Origin of the sequence: Aeromonas sp. FDAARGOS 1416 (assembly GCF_019048085.1) — a bacterium.
GTDB lineage: Bacteria > Pseudomonadota > Gammaproteobacteria > Enterobacterales > Aeromonadaceae > Aeromonas > Aeromonas veronii.
Window position 1 is genome coordinate 1,815,179 of the sequence record NZ_CP077301.1, and the last position, 25,326, is coordinate 1,840,504.

Here is a 25,326-nt window from a genome sequence, read left to right on the forward strand (position 1 = left end):
TTACCCGATGTGGGTCAGGCCACCCATGTAGGATTGCAGCGCAGCCGGGATGGCGATGCGGCCATCTTCCTGCTGGTAGTTCTCCATCACGGCAACCAGGGTACGACCCACCGCTAGACCGGAACCGTTCAGGGTGTGCAGCAGCTGCGGCTTGCCATCGATGCGCACGCGAGCTTGCATGCGGCGCGCCTGGAAGTCGGTGCAGTTGGAGACAGAGGAGATCTCGCGGTAAGTGTTTTGGGCTGGCAGCCACACTTCCAGATCGTAGGTCTTGGAAGCGCAGAAGCCCATGTCACCGGTAGAGAGCGCCATCACGCGATACGGCAGCTCCAGCAGTTGCAGCACCTTCTCGGCGTGACCCACCATCTCCTCCAGCGCATCCCAGGATTTCTCCGGGTGAACCAGCTGAACCATTTCAACCTTGTCGAACTGGTGCATACGGATGAGGCCACGGGTATCACGACCGTAGGAACCCGCTTCAGAGCGGAAGCAGGGGCTGTGGGCGGTCATCTTGATCGGCAGCTCTTGGGCGTCAAAGATCTCGTCACGGGCCATGTTGGTGAGCGGCACTTCGGAGGTCGGGATCAGGGAGAACTTGCGCACCTTGCCCTCTTCTTCCCCTTCACCTTCGATACCGGTATTGAACAGGTCCTGGGCAAATTTCGGCAACTGGCCGGTGCCATAGAGGCTGTCCGGGTTCACCAGATAGGGCACGTAGCACTCGGTGTAACCGTGCTGCTGGGTGTGCAGATCCAGCATGAACTGGGCCAGGGCACGGTGCAGACGGGCAATCTGGCCCTTCATCACCACGAAACGGGTACCGGATAGTTTGACGCCGTTCTTGAAATCAACGCCTTTGGCCGCTTCGCCCAGCTCGATGTGATCGCGCACCGGGAAGCTGAACTCGCGCGGGGTACCCCAGCGGCGCACTTCCACGTTGTCGTTCTCGTCACGGCCCACCGGAGTGGTCTCGCTCGGCAGGTTGGGGATGGCGTCGGCAATGGCTTTCAGCTGGGCCAGCAGGGCATCCAGCTCGACCTTGCTGGTTTCCAGCTCGTCGTTGATCTTGGTCACTTCGGCCTTGAGCGGGGCAACATCTTCACCACGACGGGCAGCTTCACCGATGGATTTGGAGCGGGCGTTGCGCTCGGCCTGCAGCTCCTGGGTACGGGACTGCAGATCCTTGCGTTTCTCTTCCAGAGCGTTGACAGCCGCTACGTCCAGAACGTAGCCACGTGTCGCCAGACGAGCGGCAGCCTCTTCGATATCGCTGCGCAGATATTTGGGATCCAGCATGGTTTACCTACTTTTTTAAAATGGGATCTGGGCCTGAGTCGTCATGACGGGCTGGGAAACAGATCCGGAAGTTAACATCGGTTGGCGCACCCCAATCGTCTTCAGAATCGGGCCTCAACAATCAGGCCTTCGAGATCAAGAAGATGGCGCAAGGCCAAGACAAGCGGGGTCAGACGGGCAGTGTAGCAGACCGCCCCCCCGCCCGAACAGGGACTATTTGTGTCGTTTTTATCGACTTTGGCACGCAAACCGTCCTGCATATTCAAACGCCTGACCAATTTTCAGCCATGCGAGGTAACAAAGGGGCTATTTGCCCCGTTGCTGCAGACTTTGCCTGTCCAGTTCCTGGAGGTAATCGAGCTTCTGGCCAATCTGCTTTTCAAGGCCGCGATCGGTGGGCTGGTAGTACTGCTTGCCCGCCAGCTCGGGCGGAAAATACTGCTCGCCCGCAGCATAGGCGCCCGGCTCGTCATGGGCATAGCGATACTCGGCGCCATAGCCCAGATCGCTCATCAGCTTGGTCGGCGCATTGCGCAGGTGTACCGGCACCTCGAAGTCAGGGAGGTTTTTGGCATCATGAAGCGCCGCCTTCCAGGCGGTGTAGACCGCATTGCTTTTCGGGGCACAGGCGAGATAGACGATCGCCTGGGCGATGGCCCGCTCCCCTTCCGCCGGCCCGATCCGATGGAAGCAATCCCAGGCCGACAGGGCGACCTGCATGGCACGGGGATCGGCATTGCCCACATCTTCCGAGGCAATCGCCAGCAAGCGGCGGGCAATATAGAGGGGATCGCAACCGGCGCTCACCATGCGGGCGTACCAATAGAGCGCCGCATCCGGCGCCGAGCCGCGAATGGATTTGTGCACCGCCGAGATGAGGTCGTAGAAGTGATCGCCCCCCTTGTCGAAGCGGGCCACGTGCTCCCCCACCACGGCGGCGAGCAGGGCACTGTCGATCACCCGCGCCCCTGTGCTGTCGGTTTCGGCCATGTCGGCCAACAGCTCCAGATAGTTGAGGGATTTACGCCCGTCCCCATCCACCGCCTTGGCCAGCGCCTCTTTGACGCCGGGGGCGAAGGTGAGTGCCGGATCATTGAGACCACGGGGATCGGTCATCGCCTGATCGAGCATGGCGAGAATATCGCTCTCCTCCAGTCGCTTGAGCAGATAGACCCGTGCTCGTGAGAGCAGTGCGTTGTTGAGTTCGAACGAGGGGTTTTCGGTGGTGGCACCGATAAAGGTGATGGTGCCATCTTCGATGTGAGGCAGGAACACATCCTGCTGGCTCTTGTTGAAGCGGTGCACCTCATCCACGAACAGGATGGTACGCACCCCGCGCCAGCTGTTCTCCTTCGCCTTGTCGATGGCGGCGCGGATCTCCTTGATACCGGAGGTGACCGCAGAGAGTCGCTCCACTTCCGCCTGGCAGTAGTGAGCCATCAACTCCGCCAGCGTGGTCTTGCCGGTACCGGGCGGCCCCCACAGGATCATCGAGTGGCAGTGACCCGCCAGGATCGCTTTGCGCAGGGGCTTGTCAGCCCCCAGGATATGTTGCTGACCGATATACTGGTCGAGGTTTTGCGGCCGCATCCGGGCCGCCAGCGGACGAAAGTCCGATGAGAAATCCAGCGACAAGTTGCTCATCTGTATTGACCACCCAACGTCACGTCACTCGCCTTTGACTGGCGCAGTGGCGAGCAATCCAACGACCGCTTGCTCATTAGCGCTGGTCGTCCAGCTCGACCCCCTTCGGGATCTTGAAAACAAATTCGTTGCCCTTGAGCACCGGCTTGCGGTTGAAGCTGCTCAGGGTGAATTCACTCCACTGCCCTTGCGCCTCTTTCACATCGAAACGACTGATGTTGTCTTGTCTGTCGAAGGTGACACGGAAGGAGGCGATCAGCTCATCCTTGTTGCGGCTGGTGACGGTGTAGACATCGCCCTGCTGGGTCACGTCATAGTTCTTCCAGAACTTGTCGTCATTGCCGGCGATCAGAATAAAGGGGGTGTTGAGCACCGCATCTTTCAGCTTGAGGGCAGTGACCTGCTCGACGAAGGGATCATAGACCCAGACATCCTGACCATCTGCCACGATCAGGCTCTCGTCCGGCGAGGTAGTGTGCCAGTTGAAACGGTTTGGCCGCTGCACCAGCAGATCGCCGCTGGCCTTTTGCAGCTCCTTGCCCTTGCTGTCATAGACGGTCTGGGCAAATTTGGCGGAGAAGAGGCTCACCCCCGCCAGCTTCTGTTTGAGATCGCTGGCCGCATCGGCCCACACCTGGCTGCTGGCCATCAGCAGCACGGTACCCATCAACAGTTGTTTTTTCATCACGCTCTTCATAAAGACGCTCTCGATAAAAGGCCACGCCCGCGGAGGGCATGGCCAGGGATAGTATGAAACGGTGAGGCTTAGTCCCGCACCGGCGGCGGTGCCAGCACGTCGCGCTGACCATTGCCACCCGGTGAGCTGACGATGCCCTGATTCTCCATCTGCTCGATGAGACGGGCTGCCCGGTTGTAACCAATCTTGAACTTGCGCTGGACGCTGGAGGTCGAGCCACGGCGGGACTCCACCACGAAAGCAACCGCTTCGTCGAACAGGGGGTCCAGCTCTTCATCGCCACCACCGCCATATTCGCCGCTGCCACCTTCACCACCCGACTCACCGGAGAGGATCTCCTCGATGTAGTTCGGCTCGCCGCGCAGTTTCCAGTCCGCAACCACCTTGTGCACTTCGTGATCATCGACGAACGCACCGTGTACCCGGGTCGGGTTGGAGGTACCGGCCGGCATGTAGAGCATGTCGCCCATACCGAGCAGAGATTCGGCACCACCCTGATCGATGATGGTGCGCGAGTCGATCTTGCTCGACACCTGGAACGAGATCCGGGTCGGGATGTTGGCCTTGATAAGACCGGTAATGACATCCACCGACGGACGCTGGGTCGCCAGAATAAGGTGAATACCGGCGGCCCGCGCCTTCTGGGCGATACGGGCGATCAGCTCTTCCACCTTCTTGCCGACGATCATCATCATGTCGGCAAATTCGTCCACCACCACCACGATGTGAGGCAGTTTCTCCAACTCTGGCGGCATCTGATCCATGGAGTCACCCGGGCGCCACAACGGATCCAGCAGAGGTTCCCCCTCCTCGATGGCAGCCAGCACCTTGTCGTTGTAGCCCTTGAGGTTGCGCACCCCGACTGCCGACATCAGCTTGTAACGGCGTTCCATCTCGCCCACACACCAGCGCAGGGCGTTGGCGGCGTCCTTCATGTCGGTCACCACCTCGGTCAGCAGATGCGGGATCCCTTCGTAGACGGAGAGTTCCAGCATCTTGGGGTCGATCATGATGAAGCGCAGATCATCGGGGGATGACTTGTAGAGCATCGAGATGATCATAGTGTTGACCCCCACCGACTTACCGGAACCTGTGGTACCGGCCACCAGCAGGTGCGGCATCTTGGCCAGGTTCACCACCACCGGCTCGCCGGCGATGTCCTGACCCAGGCCCATGGTGAGCGGGTTGCGGCTATCGCGGAAAGCATCGCAGTCGAGGGTTTCGCGCAGGTAAACGGTCTGGCGCACCCGGTTGGGCAGCTCGATCCCCACATAGGTTTTACCCGGAATCACTTCCACCACCCTCACGCTGCTGGCAGACAAGGAGCGGGCCAGATCGCGCGAGAGGTTGGTGATCTTGCTCGCCTTCATGCCCGGCGCCAGATCCAGCTCGAAACGGGTAATAACCGGACCCGGATAGACACCCACCACCTTGGCCTGCACGTTGTAGTCGGCAAGCTTGGCCTCCACCAGACGGCCCATGCGATCCAGCTCATCCTTGCTCATCATCTGGGTCTTGGCAGGTGGACGGTCGAGCAGCTCGATACTCGGCAACGGTGGCATTGTTGACTGCGGACGACGCTTGGGCTTGGTTGGTGCGACGGCTACCGACGCAGCGACCTCGTCGTCCCCTTCGGCCCAGGGCAGATCCAGATCGTCCTCATCATCGTCATCGGCCACAGCCAGTACCGGCTGGCGGCGACCATTGGCGGCCGCCACCGCACGTTTCGGTTTGGCAGCCGGAGCTGGCTCATCATCTTCATCATCAAACTGGGGATCGAACTCGAAGGTATCCTCGTCGAGTTCCGGCAGCCACTCTTCGGAGGCAGCCTTCTGGTTCTTGGCCTTGGGCTTGCGAGTCCAGCTGGTGTGCGGCTCATCTTCCTCGTCATCAAACGCGATGGCCCCTACCCCGCCTTCCAGCAAGGGATCCGGCCCCTCGTTGCGGGGTTGACGCCAGCCACCGGTCAGCCAGCGGCCGAGGGTGGTCGGGAAGTGGTAAACAGCGCTGACCGAACCGGTACAGGCCGCACCGATCTGCTCGACGATGGTGAGCCAGGACCAGCCGGTAAACAGGGTGATGCCGGTTGCCACGAAGCAGAGCAGCATCAGGTTGGCCCCGACGCCGCCAAACAGCGGTACCACTGCAGAAGCGATCACATCCCCCACCAGACCACCGGCGGAGAAGTTTTGCATATCGTTGAAGTTCATGCTGGCAATGGCCGACATGCCGAGCACGGTCAGGATAAAGCCGATGATCCGCACCCCCAGGGTGAGGTAATCCACATCGAGCAGACGGCTCGGGCGCCAGAACAGACTCCAGCCCAGCAGCACCACCAGCGGCGGCACCAGATAGGAGAAGGCACCAAAGGTAAACATGGTGATATCGGCGAGCCAGGCACCGGCACTACCGGCGAGGTTCTTCACCTCCCCTTGCCAGGAGGTCTGGGACCAGCCGGGATCAGCGGGATGATAGGACAACAGGGCAAGCAGAAGATAAGCAGCCATCAGGGTGATGGCGATCAAGACGGCTTCGAAGATCCGTTGTGTACCTGATAAAGGAGTAAACAGCTTTTTATCGGCCAAACTCCGGCTCCTTTCTGAAAACATGTAATGCAGGAAATAAGGGGGCCTAGTATCCCCGAAAAGCCCATCGATTGTCAGCCAGAGCCTGATGGGACGGGGCCATATTTGCAATTATCTTTACAAGAAGAAACGAGCGGACCGGCCGCTCGTTTCTGACTGTCATGGTGTCTCATATGGAAAAGATACCACGGCATAACCTGCTTTATCGGGTGCTGATCACCAGACGACTGCTCTGCTTGACCTCTTCCATCACCACGTAGGTGCGGGTGTCATTGACACCGGGCAGACGCAGCAGGGTTTCCCCCAACAGACGGCGGTAAGCCGACATGTCGCTGACTCGGGTCTTGAGCAGATAGTCGAAGTCACCGGAAACCAGATGACACTCCTGGATCTCTTCGAGCACCTGAACAGCCTTGTTGAACTGTTCAAACACATCAGGCGCCCCGCGATTGAGGGTTATCTCTACAAACACCAGCAGAGATGCGTCCAGATAATGAGGGTTCAGAATAGCGGCATATCCTTCGATATAACCTTGTCGCTCGAGGCGACGAACCCGTTCCAGACACGGTGTAGGACTCAGGCCAACTCGCTTGGACAACTCAACATTCGAAATCCTGCCATCCTTTTGCAGTTCATTAAGAATGTTGCGGTCAATCCTGTCCAAATCCTTTAGCCGACTCTTAGCTTCCATCATTTTATTCCATCCTTTGGCTATTTTTTGGTAAGAATCACCAGTCATTTTATAATTATGGTCACAAATCCTGTCAATACCTGAATATACTAGGCGCAAATGTTGGTTAACATTTTGGCAACATGAAACACCAATCTATAGACGAGGGATAGCATGATTATCGGTGTACCTAAAGAGATAAAAAACCATGAATACCGCGTAGGCATGGTTCCGGCCAGTGTACGTGAACTGACAGCACGAAACCATACTGTTTTCGTCCAAAGCGGTGCCGGAAACGGCATTGGCTTCAGCGATGCAGATTATATCGCTGTTGGAGCCGAAATTTTGGCCTCTGCAGCAGAGGTTTTCGCCAAAGCCGAGATGATCGTCAAGGTCAAGGAACCTCAGCCTGTCGAATGTGCTATGCTGCGTCCGGGTCAAACCCTGTTCACCTATCTGCATCTGGCGCCAGACTTGCCCCAGACCGAAGCCCTGCTGAAAAGCGGCGCCATCTGTATCGCCTATGAAACCGTCACCGACGGCCGTGGCGGCCTGCCCCTGCTGGCCCCCATGTCGGAAGTCGCAGGTCGCATGTCTATTCAGGCAGGTGCCCAGGCGCTGGAAAAATCGCGCGGTGGTAGCGGTGTGCTGCTCGGCGGCGTACCCGGTGTCGAACCGGCCAAGGTGGTGATCATCGGTGGCGGCGTGGTCGGCTCCAATGCAGCCCGCATGGCCATTGGCCTGCGCGCGGATGTGACCATCCTCGACAACAACGTCGATACCCTTCGCCGTCTCGATAACGAGTTCCAGGGAGCGGCCAAAGTGGTCTATTCCAACAGCGAGACCCTGGAACGCCATCTGCTGGCGGCCGATCTGGTCATCGGCGGTGTGCTGGTGCCGGGTGCCACTGCGCCAAAACTTGTCCGCCGTGACCACATTGCGCGCATGAAGCCGGGTTCTGCCATCGTCGATGTGGCCATCGATCAGGGCGGCTGCGTGGAAACCTCCCACGCCACCACCCACCAGGATCCAACCTATATTGTCGATGAGGTGGTGCACTACTGTGTCGCCAACATGCCGGGGGCGGTGGCCCGCACCTCGACCGTGGCGCTCAACAATGCCACCCTCCCCTTTATTATCAAGCTGGCCCAGCAAGGGTATCGTCAGGCACTGCTGAGCGATCCCAACCTGCTGCACGGGCTCAACGTGATGGAGGGCAAGCTCACCTGCAAGGAAGTGGCCGTGGCACATGGCCTTGCCTACACGGATCCCCTGACCCTGCTGAACTGATCTGCGCTGGCCTGCGCCAGTTGGAGATGAGTGAAAATCCGCCCGCGATGGGCGGTTTTTTTATTCCTTTATTTTGCATGTCACCCCTTGTGAACACGATTAGTGCAATCGACTCACCAGCCTTTGACCCCGGATCACGAATTACCTACAATCGCGCAAACTCATCACATCCCGGAAATGACATCATGAGCCAAGTCACTCACAGCAAATTGCTGATCTTAGGGTCAGGCCCGGCCGGTTACACCGCGGCCGTCTACGCCGCCCGCGCCAACCTCAATCCCCTGCTCATCACCGGCATGCAGCAAGGGGGTCAGCTGACCACCACCACCGAAGTGGAGAACTGGCCAGGTGATCCGGAAGGCCTGACCGGCCCGGCACTGATGGAGCGCATGAAAGAGCATGCAGAGAAGTTCGATACCCGCATCCTGTTTGATCACATCAACAGTGTCGAACTGACTCAGCGCCCGTTCCGCCTCAAAGGGGACAACGGCGAATACACCTGCGATGCCCTGATCATCGCGACCGGCGCCTCCGCCAAGTATCTGGGCCTGCCCTCCGAAGAGGCCTTCAAGGGTCGCGGCGTCTCCGCCTGTGCCACCTGTGACGGTTTCTTCTACCGCAATCAGGAAGTGGCGGTGATCGGCGGCGGCAACACCGCAGTTGAAGAAGCCTTGTATCTGGCCAACATCGCCAAGAAGGTGCACCTGATCCACCGCCGCGACGAGTTCCGGGCCGAGAAGATCCTGATCAAGCGTCTGCACGACAAGGTCGCGAGCGGTAACATCGTGCTGCACACCCACCAGACCCTGGACGAAGTGCTGGGTGACCAGATGGGAGTCACCGGTGTGCGCCTGCGCAACACTCAGGACAACAGCACCAGCGAGCTGCCGCTGATGGGCGTCTTCATCGCCATCGGCCACCAGCCCAATACCCAGATCTTCGATGGCCAGCTGGAGATGCAAAACGGCTATCTGAAGGTACGTGGCGGCCTCGACGGTTTTGCCACCCAGACCAGCATTGAAGGTGTCTTCGCTGCCGGCGACGTGGCCGACCACAACTACCGTCAGGCGATCACCTCTGCCGGTACCGGCTGCATGGCAGCCCTCGATGCCGAACGCTACCTCGACGCGCAATAAATAAGCGCAGTTGTGATATAAGGCATACCAGTCGGTATGCCTTTTTTATTTGAAGGAGTCTAATGAAACAGAAGATATTGATTGTCGAAGATAGCCTGACCATCCGCCGTATGCTGACTCAGGCCATTGCCCAGCAGACAGGCCTCGAGATTGACGCCTTCGATACCCTCGAAGGCGCCCGTCACTGTCGGGGAGAGGAGTATGTGGTCGCGCTGGTGGACCTGACCTTGCCGGATGCGCCCCGTGGCGAAGCGGTCAACGAGCTGCTAGCTCGAGGTTTGCCGGTGGTTATCCTCACTGCCGACATCAGCGAGGATAAACGTGCCGCCTGGCTGGAAACCGGCGTGCTGGACTATGTGATGAAGGATTCGCGCCACTCGCTGCAATATGCCGTCAGTCTGGTGCACCGCCTCTATCTCAACCAGTCCATCGAAGTGCTGGTAGTCGACGACTCACGCACCTCCCGTCACCGCACCATGGCCCAGTTGCGCAAGCAGTTGTTGCAGGTGCATGAGGCCAGTCATGCCCGTGAAGCGATGGCGATGCTGGAGCAACACCCGGACATCCGGCTGGCACTGGTCGACTACTATATGCCGGATATCGATGGCATCAGTCTGGTGCGGATGCTGAGAGAGCGATACAGCAAGCAGCAGCTCGCGATTATCGGGATCTCGGTCTCGGACAAACGCGGTCTCTCTGCTCGCTACCTCAAGCAAGGCGCCAACGACTTTCTCAACCAGCCGTTCGAGCCGGAAGAGCTGCAGTGTCGGGTCAGCCACAATCTAGAGGCCCTCGAGCAGTTCAACAGCATTCAGGAGTCCGCCAATCGTGACTACCTGACCGGTCTCTACAACCGGCGCTACTGGTTCAACGAAGGGCAAAAATGGTTTGAAGAGCATCAGCGCCAGCAGACGCCTCTGGCACTCTGTGTGCTCGATGTGGATCACTTCAAGCAGGTCAACGATCACTGGGGCCATGCCATCGGCGATCAACTGCTCTGCCATCTGACCCGGCTACTGACCCAGTTCTTCCCCGATGCCATGATCGCCCGGTTTGGCGGAGAGGAGTTTGCCATGATGGTGCCTCACTGTACCGTCCCCGTGTTGATCAAGCGTCTTGAAGGGCTGCGCCAGCAGCTGCGCCAGCAACCCTTGTCACCGGAAACCCCGCTCTTTGTTCGCGCCAGTTACGGCGTGATCAGTGTCGGGCGGATATCCATGGACGAGGCGCTGAGCGTAGCGGATCGGCTGCTCTATCAGGCAAAGAACACCGGTCGCGACAAGATAGTCTCTCAAGAGACAGCTATCTGAATCCTCAGGGCATCAGTCCCGTGTATTACCGCCCGACAGACTTTCCAGCAGGAGAGTCTGCGGGTTCCTTCCCTGCCACAGTCTCCCCATCACCGAGACTATCGAAAGTCAGTAAGTCTTGTCGACCCGCACCCCATCATCGAAGTAGAGAATGCGCACCTTGTCCCCATTGGCAAAGACCATGGCGGGATCATAATCCTGGATCACGTTGATAAGAGCATTTTGTTCGTTGCGGATCAGCAGCTCCACCAGCTTGTTTTCCACCACGGTTCCCCCGGACTGGTATTGCTGCGCAGCCGCAGCCCCCGCGAGTGCGCCGACGGCGGTGGCGATTTCACGGCCATGACCGCCGCCAAACTGGTTGCCCAGCAGACCGCCCAACACGGCACCACCCAGCGTCTTCCAGCCAGAGTGCTCGGACTCCAGGATCTGGCGCTGGGTAATATTGCGCACCGTTTCGACCTGACCAAACACAACCTGATTGACCGGCCGCGCGGTATTGCGCTGGTAGACCTCCGCCCCGGCGGGCGCCGTGACAAAGCAGAGCAAGCTGGATACTATCAGGATAATGGCCTTCATCTATGAACCTCGTTGCCTTATGTCTCGCTATCTTACCCAACTGGATGATGAGCTTTGCTGGTTTCCCGACCCCAGCCATGCGCTGGAAGAACCCAACGGCTTGCTGGCAATCGGCGGGGATCTCTCCCCTGCCAGATTGCTGGCAGCTTACCACAAGGGGATCTTCCCGTGGAATGAACCCCACCAACTGACCCTGTGGTGGTCACCGGATCCCCGCGGGGTGATCCGTCCCGACCAACTCCATGTGGGGCGGACACTGCAGAAGATTATCCGCCGTACCCCATTCGATATTTCTGTCAATCGCGCCTTTAATGAAGTCATTACCGCCTGCGCCGCCCCTCGTCGCACTGCCGATGGCACCTGGATCAGCCAACCCATGATCGATGCCTACCAGCAGTTGCACCGGCTGGGTCATGCCCACTCTATCGAGATCTGGCAAGGGGGAGAGCTGCAAGCGGGACTGTATGGCCTCTCTATCGGCCGACTGTTTTGCGGTGAATCCATGTTCAGCCGGATTGATAACGGCGCCAAACTTGCCATGGTGGCACTCTGTCGCCACTTCGCCCGCCATCGCGGCGCCCTCATCGATTGCCAGATGCAAAACCCGTTTCTGGCGACCCTGGGTATCGAGGAGTGGCCACGGGCCCGCTTTCTGGCTGAGCTGGCGCGCCTTGGCCATCAACCACTATTGGCTTCCTGCTGGCAAGAGGGGGAAATCAGCCTATGACTGAAGAAGTGATCCTAAAAGTAGGGCTGACCCCCAAGCATCCCTGCAGTTATCTGGACCATGAACAGGAGCAGTTGCTGGTGCTGATGGATCACAATCTGCTCAACGCCAACGGTTACGAGCGATTGTTGACTGCCGGTTTTCGCCGCAGTGGCAACGACATCTATCGCCCCCACTGCCCGGCGTGCCATGCCTGCCAGTCCCTTCGTATTCACAGCGAACGCTTTCGTCCCAGCCGAGGCCAGAAGCGGATCCGCCAGCTCAACAGGGATATCGAAATCGTCCTGAGCTATGATGACAAACCCGAGTATTACCTGCTCTACGAACGCTACATTCGTGAGCGCCACCACGATGGCAGCATGTATCCCCCCAACCGCAGCCAGTATCGCGGGTTTCTCCATTGTGACTGGATGCCGCCGCTCTACCTGGAGATGCGCAAGGAAGGCCGCCTGATCGGTGTCGCCACCACAGACCTGCTGCCCCACTCCTTGAGTGCCATGTACACCTTCTTCGATCCGGATTATGCCGATCGCTCCCTGGGCACCTTTGCCATCCTCTGCCAGCTCGATCTGGCCAGGCGAACCGGGCGAAGCTGGCTCTATCTTGGCTATCTGGTAAAGGCGTGTCGCAAGATGAATTACAAGCGCAATTATCTCCCTCATGAGCTGTTAATTCAGGGGGAATGGAAAAATATCGACACCAAGCCCGAGTAAACTTTACACATAGCCTTAAATCCGGCATGATCCAGCGGTTTTTTGTTGTGGCTTATCAAGAGGATTCAATGGCTAAAGAAGACAGTATTGAGATGCAGGGCACTATTCTCGAAACCCTGCCCAATACCATGTTCCGTGTGGAACTGGAGAATGGTCACGTGGTTATCGCTCATATTTCAGGCAAGATGCGCAAAAACTACATTCGTATCCTGACTGGAGACAAAGTAACGGTAGCACTGACTCCCTACGATCTCTCCAAGGGACGTATTGTTTTCCGCTCTCGCTAAGCCAGGAATTCAGCAAAAAACCCCAACCTTTCGGTTGGGGTTTTTTGTCGTTTTCTGATCACTGACGCTTAGTGGGAAACAGCTTCAACATTGACCTGAAAATCAAAGCTGAGGCTGTCATTTACCAACTCAACCTTCACAATTCCCCCGTCAACCAGTGAACCGAACAGGATCTCGTTGGCCAGGGGTTTCTTGAGGTGCTCCTGGATTACCCGACCCATCGGTCTGGCGCCCATGGCTCTGTCATACCCCTTCTCCGCCAACCAGTGGCGGGCACGCTCGGACACCTCGAGAGAAACTCCCTTCGCATCCAGTTGAACCTGCAATTCGACAATGAACTTGTCGACCACCTGATGGATCACCGTCATATCCAGATGGTTGAACCAGATGGTGTGATCAAGCCGGTTGCGAAACTCCGGACTGAAGGTCTTGTTGATCACCGCCATGGCATCGTGGCTCAAATCCTGTTGCTGGAAGCCAATCGATTTGCGCTGAGTCTCCTGCACTCCGGCGTTGGTAGTCATCACCAAAATGACGTTACGGAAATCCGCCTTACGCCCGTTGTTGTCGGTCAAGGTGCCGTTGTCCATCACCTGCAGCAGTAGATTGAATACGTCCGGGTGAGCTTTCTCAATTTCGTCGAGCAACACGACGGAATGAGGGTGTTTGATCACCGCATCGGTCAGCAGACCACCCTGCTCAAAACCAACATAGCCGGGAGGCGCACCAATCAGGCGTGAGACGGTGTGGCGTTCCATGTACTCGGACATATCAAAGCGCAGCATCTCGACACCCAATGCCTTGCCCAACTGCTGGGTCACCTCTGTTTTACCAACACCGGTAGGACCGGCAAACAAGAAGCAACCAACCGGGCGACGCTCGTTACCCAAACCTGAACGAGAGAGGCGAATCGCATCGGTCAGCACCTCGATGGCTTTATCCTGACCAAAGACCACCATCTTCAGATTGCGCTCCAGGTTCTTCAGCACCTCTTTATCCGAGGAAGAAACTGATTTCTCCGGAATGCGGGCGATCTTGGCTACGATGGACTCAATTTCCTGCACATTGATCACTTTCTTGCGCTTGCTCGCCGGCAGCAACCGCTGACCGGCACCCGCTTCGTCGATCACGTCGATCGCCTTGTCGGGTAAATGACGATCATTGATGTACTTGGCAGAGAGCTCGGCAGCTGCCCGGATCGCCTTGGCGGTATAGCGCACGCCGTGGTGAGCTTCATAGCGACTCTTGAGGCCCATCAGGATGCGAGTGGTGTCATCGATAGTCGGCTCGACAATATCGATCTTCTGGAAGCGACGGGCCAGCGCACGGTCTTTCTCGAAGATCTGGGCGTACTCCTGATAAGTGGTGGATCCCACACAGCGGAGCAAACCATTGGAGAGCAGCGGCTTGATCAGGTTGGCTGCATCCAGCTGACCACCGGATGCCGCACCGGCACCGATGATGGTATGGATCTCGTCGATAAAGAGGATGGCCCCTTCCTGACGCTCAATCTGCTTGAGCAGTACCTTGAGGCGCTTCTCGAAATCACCACGGTATTTGGTGCCCGCCAGCAGAGAACCCATATCCAGCGAATAGATGGTACTGCCCGCAATCACCTCGGGGACATCCCCCTTGACGATGCGATAGGCCAGACCTTCGGCAATGGCGGTTTTACCCACGCCCGCTTCACCCACCAGCAGCGGGTTGTTCTTGCGACGACGGCAGAGCACCTGAATGGTACGATTGAGCTCCTGATCACGGCCAATCAGCGGATCGATGCGCCCTTCCAGCACCAGCTGGTTCAGGTTGGTGGCAAAGCTCTCGATCTGGGCGGCCGAAACATCATCATCAGACTCGGGATTGTTATTGCTGCCGAGATCCGGCTTGCTGTCCTTGCGCACCCCGTGGGAGAGGAAATTGACGACGTCGAGACGGCTGATCTCGGCTTTTTTCAGGAAATAGGCAGCTTGTGACTCCTGCTCACTGAAGATAGCGACCAGCACGTTGGCGCCGCTGACTTCGGTATTTCCGGAGGATTGCACATGGAAGACGGCACGCTGCAACACGCGCTGGAAGCCCAGTGTCGGCTGGGTTTCACGATCTTCATCGTCGCGCGGTATGAGCGGAGTAGTTTGGGTGATGAATGCGCGGATCTCCTTGCGCATCTGCTCGACATCGGCACCACAGGAGCTCAGCGCCTCATGGGCTGAACTGTTATCCAGAAGGGCTAACAACAGGTGCTCGACGGTCATGAATTCGTGGCGCTCGTCACGGGCCAGTTTGAAAGCCTCGTTCAGCGTCTTTTCTAGATCTTTATTCAACATAGGCACCTCCCCTAGTACAGCTACAATGTGGTGTCACACTCGCCATCAAGTCATCAGATTCAAGCCTTTTCCATAGTACAGAGCAGTGGATGTTCGTTGTTACGTGCATAGGTGTTGACTTGGACAACCTTGGTTTCGGCGATCTCTGCGGTAAACATGCCGCAGACACCCTTACCACTATAATGCACACTCAGCATGACCTGAGTCGCCTTGTCCAAATCCATACCAAAGAACTTTTGCAGCACCTCCACCACAAACTCCATGGGCGTGTAGTCATCGTTGTTCAACACAACCTTATACATGGGTGGCGGCTGCAGCTTTGTTTTCTCTGCTTCTGCAATCTCTTCATTAGCAAAGAGTTCTTTCTGCTTGCTCATAATCGCGCTTTGGTACCTCTAGATTACTACCGTCTCACACAAGCTTGTCAATAGACTTGTTAACCAGATCACATCAGCTGTTAACAACTTCTTGACTCGCTCAAAAGTTAGACTAGATTGGTTACTTGCTAATCTGCGCCCGTCTGCTATGGGCCCATGTCCCTAGTTATAAAGGGCTGGCGCAGGTTACTCAACGACTTCTGGGTAATCAATAAAAGGATGTAGAAGTATGGCAACCGGCACAGTTAAGTGGTTTAACAACGCAAAAGGATTTGGGTTTATCTGTCCGGAAGGGGGCGGTGAGGATATCTTCGCTCACTACTCCACGATTCAAATGGAGGGCTACAAGACCCTGAAAGCGGGTCAGGCTGTCAATTTTGAACTGCAACAGGGGCCGAAAGGAAATCACGCCTCTGTGATTGTGCCAAACGAAGCACAAAATATGTAAATAACGCCCGTTGGATAAATAAAAAACCGGTTCCTCTCTGAGCAACCGGTTTTTTATTGTCAGATTTCTGGCGAATCCTGCCTCCTCATGGGATCACAGGTTATCGCCAGCCATGATCAGTCGTGATATTCACTGCAGGCGATCAGGGTATTTTCCATCAGGCTGGCGACCGTCATCGGGCCCACGCCACCGGGTACCGGGGTAATGAAGGAGGCATGGCTGCGCGCCGTCTCAAACTCTACATCCCCGACCAGCGAGCCATCAGCCAGACGGTTGATGCCCACATCGATCACCAGTGCCCCCGGTTTGATCCACTCCCCAGGGATGAAGTTGGGCTTGCCAACTGCGACAACCAGCAGATCGGCACGGCGTACCTGCTCTTCCAGATCCCGCGTAAAACGATGGCAGGTCGTGGTTGTGCAGCCCGCCAGCAACAATTCGAGGGTCATGGGACGCCCCACTATGTTGGACGCTCCCACCACGACAGCATGCAGACCGTGCGTCTTCACGCCGGTGGTCTCGATCAGCGTCATGATCCCTTTCGGGGTGCAGGGGCGCAGCGCCGGAATACGTTGGGCCAGACGGCCGACGTTATACGGGTGGAATCCATCTACATCCTTGTCAGGCTGGATCCGCTCCAACACCTGAGTGGTATCAAAGTGATCCGGCAACGGCAACTGAACCAGAATGCCATCTACGTGGCTATCCGCATTCAACTGGTCGATCAGCGCCAGCAGCTCTTCCTGACTGGCAGTGGCACTCAGGTCATAGGATCGGGAGAGAAAACCCACCTCCTCGCACGCCCGACGTTTGCTGCCGACATAGACCTGAGAGGCTGGATCCGCCCCCACCAGAATGACTGCCAGCCCTGGAGCCCGTTTCCCTGCCGCCAACCGCTGTTGGACTTGCGCCGCGACCTGGCTGCGAATCGTTTGCGCAACCTGTTTTCCATCTATGATTTTGGCAGACATCGTTCTCCACTCACCATGTGTTCAACTGCCGCGCATTGTCGCATTTTTTTAGCCGGGATGTTAGCGGCAGACGCACGCCATACCTGTAGCGGGCAATAAGTAGGCACTTGAATTTACTGGGGGAAAAAGTCGTTGACGCTGGCCCTTACGCTTGGCTATGATGCCCGCCCGTTGCCCAGTACGACTCATGTCGATATGCTGGTCAGGGATTTTCGGTGATTAGCGCAGTCCGGTAGCGCATCTGGTTTGGGACCAGAGGGTCAAAGGTTCGAATCCTTTATCACCGACCATGTTCATCGACTCGTCCTCAAAACGGGTTGATACAAAGCGCCCTTAGCTCAGTTGGATAGAGCAACGGCCTTCTAAGCCGTGGGTCGCAGGTTCGAATCCTGCAGGGCGCGCCATTGATGTTCCCCAATCCTTCTGGATTGGCGAGCGTTGATGAAAATTTCAGCGGTGGCTGTAGCTCAGTTGGTAGAGTCCCGGATTGTGATTCCGGTTGTCGTGGGTTCGAGCCCCATCAGCCACCCCATTATTCTGTCGATAATCGCCGCAAGGGGATGTCCATCGACTGGTGCAGTGACCTTCTGGTCTACACCACAAAAAAACCGGCTTTGGCCGGTTTTTTTGTTTTTACGCCCGACAGAGCCTTGCCTTGTCTACAAGGCCATCATCCTCTAGATCGATAAACGCGGCTCTGCCCATTTGTCACGATGTGCGCCTCCCCATCGATACACACAGCCACACTCCCACACGCACCAGCCTGCCCGGTTCTTTTTCTGTATTTCCCAAGCACCATTGATATGCTGATCGTTCTTCTTCTCTCCTGCTTTCCGTTGGAGCTTTTCTATGCAACGCATTCTTTTTGTCGAAGATGATCCCGAGATTGGCCAGCTCATCAGCAGTTGGCTCGGCCGCCACGATATGGAAGTGATCCTCGAGCCCAGAGGGGACATGGCGCTGGCCCGGATCGAGGCCGAACAGCCCGATCTGGTGCTGCTCGATATCATGCTGCCAGGGCAAGATGGCATGTCCCTCTGCCGGGATCTGCGGCCGCGCTTCGACGGCCCCATCGTAATGCTCACCTCGCTGGATAGCGACATGAACCAGATCCTGAGTCTGGAGCTGGGCGCCAACGACTACATCCTTAAAACCACCCCGCCCCCCGTGCTACTGGCCAGACTGAGGGTGCAGTTTCGCCAGCACCAGCAAGCATCAACCCAACCGGCAGCCACCAGCAGCGTTCCCCAGCAGCTGCAATTTGGTCGGCTACGGGTGGATGGTCCGGGACGAGATGTGCGGCTCGATGGCGAGAGCATTGCTCTCTCGACCGCCGATTTTGATCTGTTGTGGGAACTCGCTTGTCACGCCGGCCAGATCCTAGGACGGGAAGCTCTCTTTCGCAGCTTGCGCGGCCGGGAGTACGACGGTCAGGATCGCAGCATGGATGTGGCCATCTCCCGCCTGCGCCGCAAACTGGGTGATAACCCCGACAACCCGACCCGGATCAAGACGGTGCGCCAGAAAGGCTACCTCTTCGTCCCCCACGCCTGGGAATAACCCTCTTTCGGGAGCACCGCCATGCGCCGCCTCTTTATCCAGTTCTATCTGTTGCTGATCGGCTGCTTCACCCTGGCCATCCTGCTGGTTGGTGTGGTCTATCAGGTGACCGCCGAACGGGCGGGTGATCGCTATCTCGAACGCATGATGCAGGGCTCTCTTGGCCTGTTGACCGGCGAGTTGGCAAGAACCCCGCCAGAGCGCTGGCCCGATCGGCTGGCCGAGCAGAGCAGTCAGTTTACCCTCCCCCTCAAGATCGGCGAGCTGGTGCGCCAGCCACTGGCCAGCGATGATCAAGCCTTTCTGGCCGCCGGCAACATTGTCATCGTCGAGGAGGATGACACCTTCCTGCAGCGCATCCCCGATACCGACCGGGTGCTGATTGTCGGCCCTGTACCCTACCTCTCCTACCTGCACGAGCTGCACTGGGTCGATGTGGGGCTGCTGCTGGTGATCGGCCTATCCCTCGGCCTGCCCATTCTGCTCTGGTTGCGTCCCCACTGGCGCGGCTTGCAGCAGTTGGAGCAAACCGCACGTCGCGTAGGCGATGGGGATCTCTCTTGCCGAACCAATCTGCCACCGGGCAGCAGTCTGGCCCGGGTGGGACGCACCTTCGATCAAATGGCGACCCAATTGCAGGCCATGATTGCCAGCCGCAAGCAACTGACCGATGCCATCGCCCACGAGTTGCGCACCCCGCTGGTCCGGTTGCGCTATCGGCTTGCCATGCTCGATCCTGCCCCTGCCGAGCAGGAGCAGCAGGCGCTGGAGCGAGATCTGGGGGCGCTGGACGCCCTGATCGAAGAGATGCTCACCTACGCTAAGCTGGATAGACCCGAGCTGCCGTTGCAGCGCGACGAGCTTGAACTCAGCCACTGGGCACAAACGCATCTCGGCGACTGGCAAGCGCTGGCACCTGAGAAGAGGCTCACCCTTGATCTGCCGCAACGCTACATGCCCTGGTGCGGCGATCAACGGCTGTTGACGCGCGCCGTGGAAAACCTGATCGGCAATGCTCTGCGCTACGCCGAGAGCGAGGTTACCCTCTCCATCTCGCGGCTGCAGGAGAACTATCTGCTGGAGGTGAGCGACGATGGGCCGGGGATCGATCCGGCGCTGGCCCCCCAGATCTTCGAACCATTCGTGCGCCTTGATCAGAGCCGGGATCGTCGCACCGGCGGCACCGGGTTGGGGCTGGCCATCGTGCGCAGCATTGCCCGTCATCACGGAGGGGATGTGGCGCTGCTGGCCAGTGACCACGGCGCCCGCTTCTGCCTCACCCTGCCTGTACATTTGGATACAAACCGTCACCAACCGCTCACTGAAGGGCCGCCGCAACCGTCATAGGATGACTGTCATGGAGAACGCTCCATAACATCAACCCGAATAAGGAAATTGAACATGAAAAAGATCATTCCCCTGACCCTGGCTGCCGTCTTCGCCCTCACCTCCGGTTTCACCATGGCGGCCACCCCGACCAAGACCGCCACACCGCAGGCGACCCAGACCAAGGTGGTGAAAAAACACCATAAAGCCACCCACGCCAAGACCCCTGCCGTCAAAGTCGCACCGAAAACCAAGTGATCCAACCGGTCACTGGATAGCACAGAGGGAGGCTGACGCCTCCCTTTCCATCTCTTCCCGAAATTTTCCTGACGAGCGCCTCCCTCGTCCAAACCGGATCCACGACCCGGCTCCCCCTTTGCGGGAAACGGTCAATGACCACAGGAACATGGCATGTGGCGTCATCTGCTTAAATGGCTCGGCCCCTTGTACAGCTTGCTGCTGCTCGGCACCGCACTGACCGTGCTGTATCACCTGACTCAGGCATGGCACTGGCACGATATTCGTCTGGCCATCTGGTCCCAACCCCTGCCGCGACTGGCGGGCGCCCTGTTGCTGACCCTGCTCAGTTATGGTTGCCTCTGCAGCTATGACATGATGGCGCTCCATGCGCTGGGCAAACGCCTTCCCTGGCAACAGGTCAGCATCACCTCCTTTATCGCCTACACCTTCTCCAACACCCTGGGATTTGCCCTGCTGACCGGCACCTCGGTACGCTATCGGCTCTACTCAGCCCTCGGTCTGGCGACCGGTGAGGTAGCCCGAGTGGTGCTGTTCTGTTCCATCACCTTCTTCCTCGGCCTGTTGGCGTGGGGAGGTGGTGCCCTACTGACCTGCGATGTATCACAGCTGCTGCCTGACTGGCCGCAATGGGCAGATACCCTACTCAGGCTGACGGGCGTCATGGCTCTGCTGTTGGTGGCCAGCTACCTCTGCTGGCCCGCCCCACGTCTCTCCTGGCGGAAACACACGCTGACCCTGCCCGGCTTCAAGGTTCGTCTGTTGCAACTGTTGGTCGCGCTGGCTGACTGGATGGCCGCCGCTGCCGTGCTGTTTGTGCTGTTGCCCGCCGATAGCGTCCCCTACCCCGTGCTGCTCAGTGCCTTCGTGCTGGCCAGCTTCCTCGGGGTGCTGGCCCACGTGCCGGGCGGGATTGGGGTGTTCGAAGCGAGCATGAGCCTGTTGCTGGCTAACTATCTGCCAACCGACAAGCTGCTCGCCTCGCTGCTGCTCTATCGCTGCATCTATTACCTGCTTCCCTTTCTCTGTGCCCTGCTGCTCTTTGCGAGTCAGGAGATGCTGCAACAAAAAGCGCGCTGGCAGCGGCTACAGGGGCTGATGAGCGCAGTGCGCGAATTTCTGCCTGCCCTTATCAGCATGGGCACCTTCGCCGCCGGTAGCCTGCTGCTCTGCTCGGGTATGATCCCGACCATGCGCAGCCACATCGAGGTGTGGCTGCAAGTGCTGCCGCTCCACCTGCTCGAGCTCTCCCACGTGCTCGGCAGCGTGAGCGGTATCCTCCTGATCCTGCTGGCTCGCAGCCTCTATCGCCGTCACGACGCCGCGTTTCGCATCACCCAGCTGCTGCTGGCTCTGGGTATCGCCTTCTCCCTGCTCAAGGGGGGGGACTGGGAGTCAGCCCTGCTGCTCGGCAGCTTCCTGCTGATCATGACTCCCTGCCGCTCTCTTTTCTATCGCAAGGGGTCGCTGCTCTATCCCCAGTACACCCCGGGCTGGCTCATCTCGGTCGGCGCCGTGCTGCTGGGAGCGCTGTGGCTGCTGCTCTTCTCCTACCGTCAGGTGGAGTATGACCACGCCCTCTGGTTCCACTTCTCGCCCCACGGCGGGGCTGCCCGCGGCCTGCGCGCCATGGGGAGCGTGGTGGCCGTGCTGGCCGTGGCCGGGGTTGCCCAATTACTTGCACCGCTGCGCGTAGTCGGTGAAAAGCCGGACAAGGAGACGCTGGCGCGCGCTCACGAACTGGTGGTGCGTGAAGGGGGGATCCACGGCTATCTGGCCCAGCTACAGGACAAGTCCCTGCTGTTCCACCCCGCCGGTAACGCCTTCCTGATGTATGGCATCGAGGGCAACAGCTGGATTGTGATGGGGGATCCGGTCGGCCGCCCCGAGCAGATCGAAGAGCTGCTCTGGCAATTTCGCGAGCGGTGCGACGAGCACGACGCCAACCCGGTCTTTTATCAGGTCTCGGCCCGCTATCTTCCGCTCTATCTGGAGCTGGGGCTGATCCCCTTCAAGCTCGGTGAAGAGGCGATGGTCGATCTGGCCACCTTCGATCTGGCGGGCAGCCGGCTGCGCAACCTGCGCCAGAGCCACGCCAAGGGCAAACGGGAAGGACTGACCTTCGAGGTGGTCGAGGCCAGTGCCGTGGCCCCCCTGCTGCCCAGATTGCAGACCGTCTCCGATACCTGGCTACAGAGCAAGATGGGCAAGGAGAAGGGCTTCTCGGTCGGCCGTTTCGAGCCTGACTACCTGACCTTGAGCCCGGCTGCACTGGTGTGGCACGAGGGGCAGATCGTCGGCTTTGCCAACCTCTGGGTGAGCGATAACAAGGAGATGCTCTCCATCGATCTGATGCGCTACAGCCTGGATACCGGCACCGCCCCCATCATGGATTTTCTCTTTGTCGAGCTGCTGCTGTGGGGCAAGGCGCAAGGGTACGCCAGCTTCAATCTGGGGATGGCCCCCATGTCCGGCTTCAACGATCACCCGCTCGGCAGCTACTGGGCCCGCCTTGGCAATACCCTGTTTGTGCGCGGCAGCCGCTTTTACAACTTCCAGGGGCTCAGACGCTACAAGGAGAAATTTTCGCCCCGCTGGGAACCCCGCTACCTGCTCTGCAGCAGCAAGCTGGTACTGCCCAGAACCCTGACTCACCTGATCACCCTGATTAGCCGCGGCCCGCTGGGGCTGATCAAGAAATAGGAGCATGGCCAATGAGAGCCTTGATATTGCTGTTACTCAGTCTCGTACTGCCCGTTTCATCTTTTGCGGCGCACGCCGCCCCGGTCAAGGATGACCTGAGCCTGATTGAGCTGCCGGTCAAGCAGCCATCCGACGCCCCCATGGTGATCTTTCTCAGCGGCGATGGTGGCTGGGCGGCCCTCGACAAGGGGCTGAGCGCCCAGTTTCAGCTGCACGGCATGCCGGTCGTGGGCTGGAGCTCCCTCACCTACTACTGGAAGAAGAAAACCCCGGAGCAGGTGACCACCGATCTGGAGCGGATCCTCGATGATTATCAGGCCCGCTGGCAGCGCCCCCACTGGCTACTGGTCGGTTTCTCGTTTGGTGCAGAGATTGCCCCCTTCGTTATCAACCGGTTGCCGGAGCACTATCGTCAGGGACTAGTCGGGGCCGTGATGCTCTCCCCCTCTACCAGCTCGGATTTCGAGATCCACGTCAGCGACATGCTGACCCACAAGACCCGCAGCTACCCGACCGAACCGCAGGTGAAGACCATCCGCGATCTGCCGATGCTCTGCCTGCAAGGAGCCGATGACGATGACGGCGACCGCCTCTGCCCCCGTCTCAACCAACCCAACGTCACCAGCATCACCCTGCCGGGAGGACATCATTTTGACGATAACTACCCCCAGCTCTATCAGGCCATCACCAAGCATCTGAACCTACCCCCGGATCCGCTGACTGTGGAGCATTAACCGGTATCACCACGGAATGCCTTTCAAGTACCGAGCAGGGCAAATCAGCGAGCAATGAAAAGGGCCTCTCTTGCGAGAGGCCCTGGTACTGAATCGGGCGGAAACTTTAAAAGGATCGACCAATGGGTTGGCCGTGGCGTCAAAGTCACCGAGGCTTTTCACTACGATTGCCCAAGCGGTTCAGCCAGATGCGCTATCAAGAACGAAGATTTGCAGTCCTATGCTGACAACCGCTCGGGATTGCGCCATAAAACAAAAGCCCTGATGTTTCCATCAGGGCTTTGCAATGTGGCGGTGAGGGAGGGATTCGAACCCTCGTTCTTACATATCACCACACAAACATAACCTTTACATTCAATTACTTACGCAGGCATTGCCGACCATAAAAACATCTCAATTGACTCAAGCTATTGCCATGAGCTTTCTATATCCTTTATAAAGAGAAACTCTGGAATGTCAAGAACTTGAGCAGGCTTTCTGACTATCGAGATCATGTTATGGTTATCTCTGAATGACGAGTCTATTCACGTCATCGCGAAGTCCATAAACGATCCCCAGTCAAGTTATCCGATTGATTTGGTGTAAAGACAGGGCGTGTGTTGGCCACTCAAACAGGGTGTTCAGGAGTGGGTTTTTGAATAACCCACTCCTAACCGAGCACCGAATCCTTTGGGGATCATTAACTAGCGACGTCATTCAGTGCCATGTGATTTACATCAGAACGCCAGCGACTCACCGTCTTCCGGGATATCAACGCGGCTCTCGATACCCTGCTTCTTGACGTAGGTCCGCAATTCTTCACGGGTCAAGGACATGTGATTGACTGCGTCCATGTGCACCGCAACAATTTTTGCATTTTTCGCAGCCTGTGATGCATGCAGCACATCTTCCTCGCCCATGATGATCGCACCTTCGTACCCGATCAATTTTGCTTTCCCGGCATTGAGTACGATGACCTCGGGGTTATATGTCTCAATGGCCTGGTCAACCTCTTTACGCCAGATAGTGTCACCGGCCAAGTAAAGGGTCTTATAACCTTTCGCTTGAAAAACGACGCCCATGGCTTCACCAAGCAGTTGTGCGTGAGTGGGATCGGCATACATTTTGTCTGTGCCATGCTGACCACCGGTCTTGGTAATTTTAACTCCGCCAAATTCAGCTTTGTCAGTCAGTACGCGTACGTTCTTGAAACCCTGAGAGCGGATCAGTTGTGCATCAGCCTCATGTTGTGCAAACAGCGGAATGTCTTTTGGCAGTACTTTTTGTGCGGCATCGTCCCAGTGGTCAAGGTGGGTATGAGTAACGATGACCGCATCAACACCGGAAATGACGTCCTCTACCGATCCGGGTAATTCCACCATCGGATTGCGGAGGTTGCTGCGATAGGTACCTTCAAACCCAGGGTAAGTGCCCTTTTTAGCCAGCATCGGATCGATCAGGAAGGTCGTGCCTGCGTAAGTGATTTTCACTGTCGCATTACGAACCTGCTGCATTTCAACTTTATGAGTTGAAGTGGAATCCTGAGTGTCGCTTTCTCCTGCAAACACCGGGGCGGTGACTGCACCAAAAGCAATGGAGAGTACGAGGGGAAGAGCGTTGAGTTTCATGTGATTGTTCCTATTGACGTTTCGAGGTGGTCATTTTTGCTTAATCTCCATACGTTCAAAAGTGGCCAAAATGACATATTTCGA

Annotated in this window: 22 protein-coding genes and 3 tRNA genes; 15 read left to right on the top strand and 10 right to left on the bottom strand. The window is 57.7% G+C overall.

Annotated elements, in window-relative coordinates; genetic code table 11:
* The 5 genes from serS to lrp form a co-directional block, all read right to left on the bottom strand.
* Entirely contained in the window at positions 1 to 1,296 is a 1,296-nt protein-coding gene (gene serS / locus I6L46_RS08015) for a serine--tRNA ligase (protein WP_216977832.1), read from the bottom strand.
* 306 nt (positions 1,297 to 1,602) lie between these two features.
* The gene (locus I6L46_RS08020) at positions 1,603 to 2,940 is read right to left on the bottom strand and encodes a replication-associated recombination protein A (RefSeq protein ID WP_216977833.1); all 1,338 of its coding nucleotides are present in this window, start codon (positions 2,938 to 2,940) and stop codon (positions 1,603 to 1,605) included.
* A gap of 76 nt (positions 2,941 to 3,016) precedes the next feature.
* Positions 3,017 to 3,625 (bottom strand): outer membrane lipoprotein chaperone LolA, encoded by a 609-nt coding sequence (gene lolA, locus I6L46_RS08025; RefSeq protein WP_041202312.1) that lies wholly within the window; start codon positions 3,623 to 3,625, stop codon positions 3,017 to 3,019.
* Between the two features lie 80 nt (positions 3,626 to 3,705).
* Positions 3,706 to 6,222, bottom strand: coding sequence for a DNA translocase FtsK (locus tag I6L46_RS08030; RefSeq protein WP_302054300.1), 2,517 nt, complete (start codon positions 6,220 to 6,222; stop codon positions 3,706 to 3,708).
* Positions 6,223 to 6,424: 202 nt separating this feature from the next.
* Positions 6,425 to 6,916, bottom strand: coding sequence for a leucine-responsive transcriptional regulator Lrp (lrp, locus tag I6L46_RS08035; RefSeq protein ID WP_005300047.1), 492 nt, complete (start codon positions 6,914 to 6,916; stop codon positions 6,425 to 6,427).
* Positions 6,917 to 7,066: 150 nt separating this feature from the next.
* Here lrp and ald point away from each other — a divergent pair, with 150 nt between their 5' ends.
* The 3 genes from ald to I6L46_RS08050 all read left to right on the top strand — a co-directional run bounded on the left by ald (position 7,067) and on the right by I6L46_RS08050 (position 10,628).
* Positions 7,067 to 8,182 (top strand): alanine dehydrogenase, encoded by a 1,116-nt coding sequence (ald, locus tag I6L46_RS08040; protein WP_005337098.1) that lies wholly within the window; start codon positions 7,067 to 7,069, stop codon positions 8,180 to 8,182.
* Between the two features lie 185 nt (positions 8,183 to 8,367).
* Positions 8,368 to 9,318, top strand: coding sequence for a thioredoxin-disulfide reductase (gene trxB, locus I6L46_RS08045; protein WP_019445530.1), 951 nt, complete (start codon positions 8,368 to 8,370; stop codon positions 9,316 to 9,318).
* A gap of 62 nt (positions 9,319 to 9,380) precedes the next feature.
* On the top strand, positions 9,381 to 10,628 hold the full coding sequence (locus I6L46_RS08050; protein WP_005351207.1) for a diguanylate cyclase: 1,248 nt from the start codon (positions 9,381 to 9,383) through the stop codon (positions 10,626 to 10,628).
* Positions 10,629 to 10,736: 108 nt separating this feature from the next.
* Here I6L46_RS08050 and I6L46_RS08055 read toward each other — a convergent pair whose 3' ends face one another.
* Positions 10,737 to 11,207, bottom strand: coding sequence for a glycine zipper 2TM domain-containing protein (locus I6L46_RS08055; protein ID WP_005337104.1), 471 nt, complete (start codon positions 11,205 to 11,207; stop codon positions 10,737 to 10,739).
* A gap of 19 nt (positions 11,208 to 11,226) precedes the next feature.
* On the opposite strand from I6L46_RS08055, the gene aat reads away from it, so the two are divergent.
* The 3 genes from aat to infA all read left to right on the top strand — a co-directional run bounded on the left by aat (position 11,227) and on the right by infA (position 12,934).
* Positions 11,227 to 11,934 (top strand): leucyl/phenylalanyl-tRNA--protein transferase, encoded by a 708-nt coding sequence (gene aat, locus I6L46_RS08060; RefSeq protein ID WP_204383427.1) that lies wholly within the window; start codon positions 11,227 to 11,229, stop codon positions 11,932 to 11,934.
* A complete protein-coding gene (locus I6L46_RS08065) occupies positions 11,931 to 12,647 on the top strand; it encodes an arginyltransferase (RefSeq protein ID WP_216977835.1) in 717 nt (238 codons plus the stop codon). Before aat ends, I6L46_RS08065 begins: the two co-directional genes overlap by 4 nt.
* Before the next feature lie 68 nt (positions 12,648 to 12,715).
* Entirely contained in the window at positions 12,716 to 12,934 is a 219-nt protein-coding gene (gene infA / locus I6L46_RS08070) for a translation initiation factor IF-1 (RefSeq protein WP_005300033.1), read from the top strand.
* 68 nt (positions 12,935 to 13,002) lie between these two features.
* Here the strand turns inward: infA and clpA are convergent, their stop codons facing one another.
* Complete coding sequence (gene clpA, locus I6L46_RS08075; protein WP_005337110.1) at positions 13,003 to 15,258, bottom strand: ATP-dependent Clp protease ATP-binding subunit ClpA; 2,256 nt, start codon at positions 15,256 to 15,258, stop codon at positions 13,003 to 13,005.
* A gap of 59 nt (positions 15,259 to 15,317) precedes the next feature.
* Entirely contained in the window at positions 15,318 to 15,635 is a 318-nt protein-coding gene (clpS, locus tag I6L46_RS08080) for an ATP-dependent Clp protease adapter ClpS (RefSeq protein WP_005337111.1), read from the bottom strand.
* Positions 15,636 to 15,864: 229 nt separating this feature from the next.
* Here clpS and cspD point away from each other — a divergent pair, with 229 nt between their 5' ends.
* On the top strand, positions 15,865 to 16,083 hold the full coding sequence (cspD, locus tag I6L46_RS08085) for a cold shock-like protein CspD (protein ID WP_005300025.1): 219 nt from the start codon (positions 15,865 to 15,867) through the stop codon (positions 16,081 to 16,083).
* Between the two features lie 116 nt (positions 16,084 to 16,199).
* On the opposite strand, the gene folD is transcribed toward cspD, so the two are convergent.
* A complete protein-coding gene (gene folD, locus I6L46_RS08090; RefSeq protein ID WP_005337113.1) occupies positions 16,200 to 17,054 on the bottom strand; it encodes a bifunctional methylenetetrahydrofolate dehydrogenase/methenyltetrahydrofolate cyclohydrolase FolD in 855 nt (284 codons plus the stop codon).
* Positions 17,055 to 17,267: 213 nt separating this feature from the next.
* Between folD and I6L46_RS08095 the strand changes: the two genes are divergently transcribed.
* From I6L46_RS08095 to I6L46_RS08130, 8 genes are all read left to right on the top strand, one after another.
* A tRNA-Pro gene (locus I6L46_RS08095) sits at positions 17,268 to 17,344 on the top strand.
* Positions 17,345 to 17,381: 37 nt separating this feature from the next.
* Positions 17,382 to 17,458 (top strand) — tRNA-Arg (locus I6L46_RS08100).
* Between the two features lie 52 nt (positions 17,459 to 17,510).
* Positions 17,511 to 17,586 (top strand) — tRNA-His (locus I6L46_RS08105).
* A gap of 317 nt (positions 17,587 to 17,903) precedes the next feature.
* Positions 17,904 to 18,614, top strand: a complete 711-nt coding sequence (rstA, locus tag I6L46_RS08110; RefSeq protein ID WP_216977836.1) for a two-component system response regulator RstA — start codon at positions 17,904 to 17,906, stop codon at positions 18,612 to 18,614.
* A gap of 21 nt (positions 18,615 to 18,635) precedes the next feature.
* Positions 18,636 to 19,961 (top strand): two-component system sensor histidine kinase RstB, encoded by a 1,326-nt coding sequence (gene rstB, locus I6L46_RS08115; RefSeq protein WP_216977837.1) that lies wholly within the window; start codon positions 18,636 to 18,638, stop codon positions 19,959 to 19,961.
* A gap of 54 nt (positions 19,962 to 20,015) precedes the next feature.
* Positions 20,016 to 20,198, top strand: coding sequence for a hypothetical protein (locus tag I6L46_RS08120; protein WP_005337116.1), 183 nt, complete (start codon positions 20,016 to 20,018; stop codon positions 20,196 to 20,198).
* 153 nt (positions 20,199 to 20,351) lie between these two features.
* Positions 20,352 to 22,901, top strand: a complete 2,550-nt coding sequence (mprF, locus tag I6L46_RS08125; RefSeq protein ID WP_216977838.1) for a bifunctional lysylphosphatidylglycerol flippase/synthetase MprF — start codon at positions 20,352 to 20,354, stop codon at positions 22,899 to 22,901.
* Positions 22,902 to 22,912: 11 nt separating this feature from the next.
* Entirely contained in the window at positions 22,913 to 23,635 is a 723-nt protein-coding gene (locus tag I6L46_RS08130) for a virulence factor (protein ID WP_216977839.1), read from the top strand.
* A gap of 716 nt (positions 23,636 to 24,351) precedes the next feature.
* Here the strand turns inward: I6L46_RS08130 and I6L46_RS08135 are convergent.
* Complete coding sequence (locus tag I6L46_RS08135) at positions 24,352 to 25,242, bottom strand: MBL fold metallo-hydrolase (RefSeq protein WP_216977840.1); 891 nt, start codon at positions 25,240 to 25,242, stop codon at positions 24,352 to 24,354.
* Positions 25,243 to 25,326 lie beyond the last annotated feature (84 nt).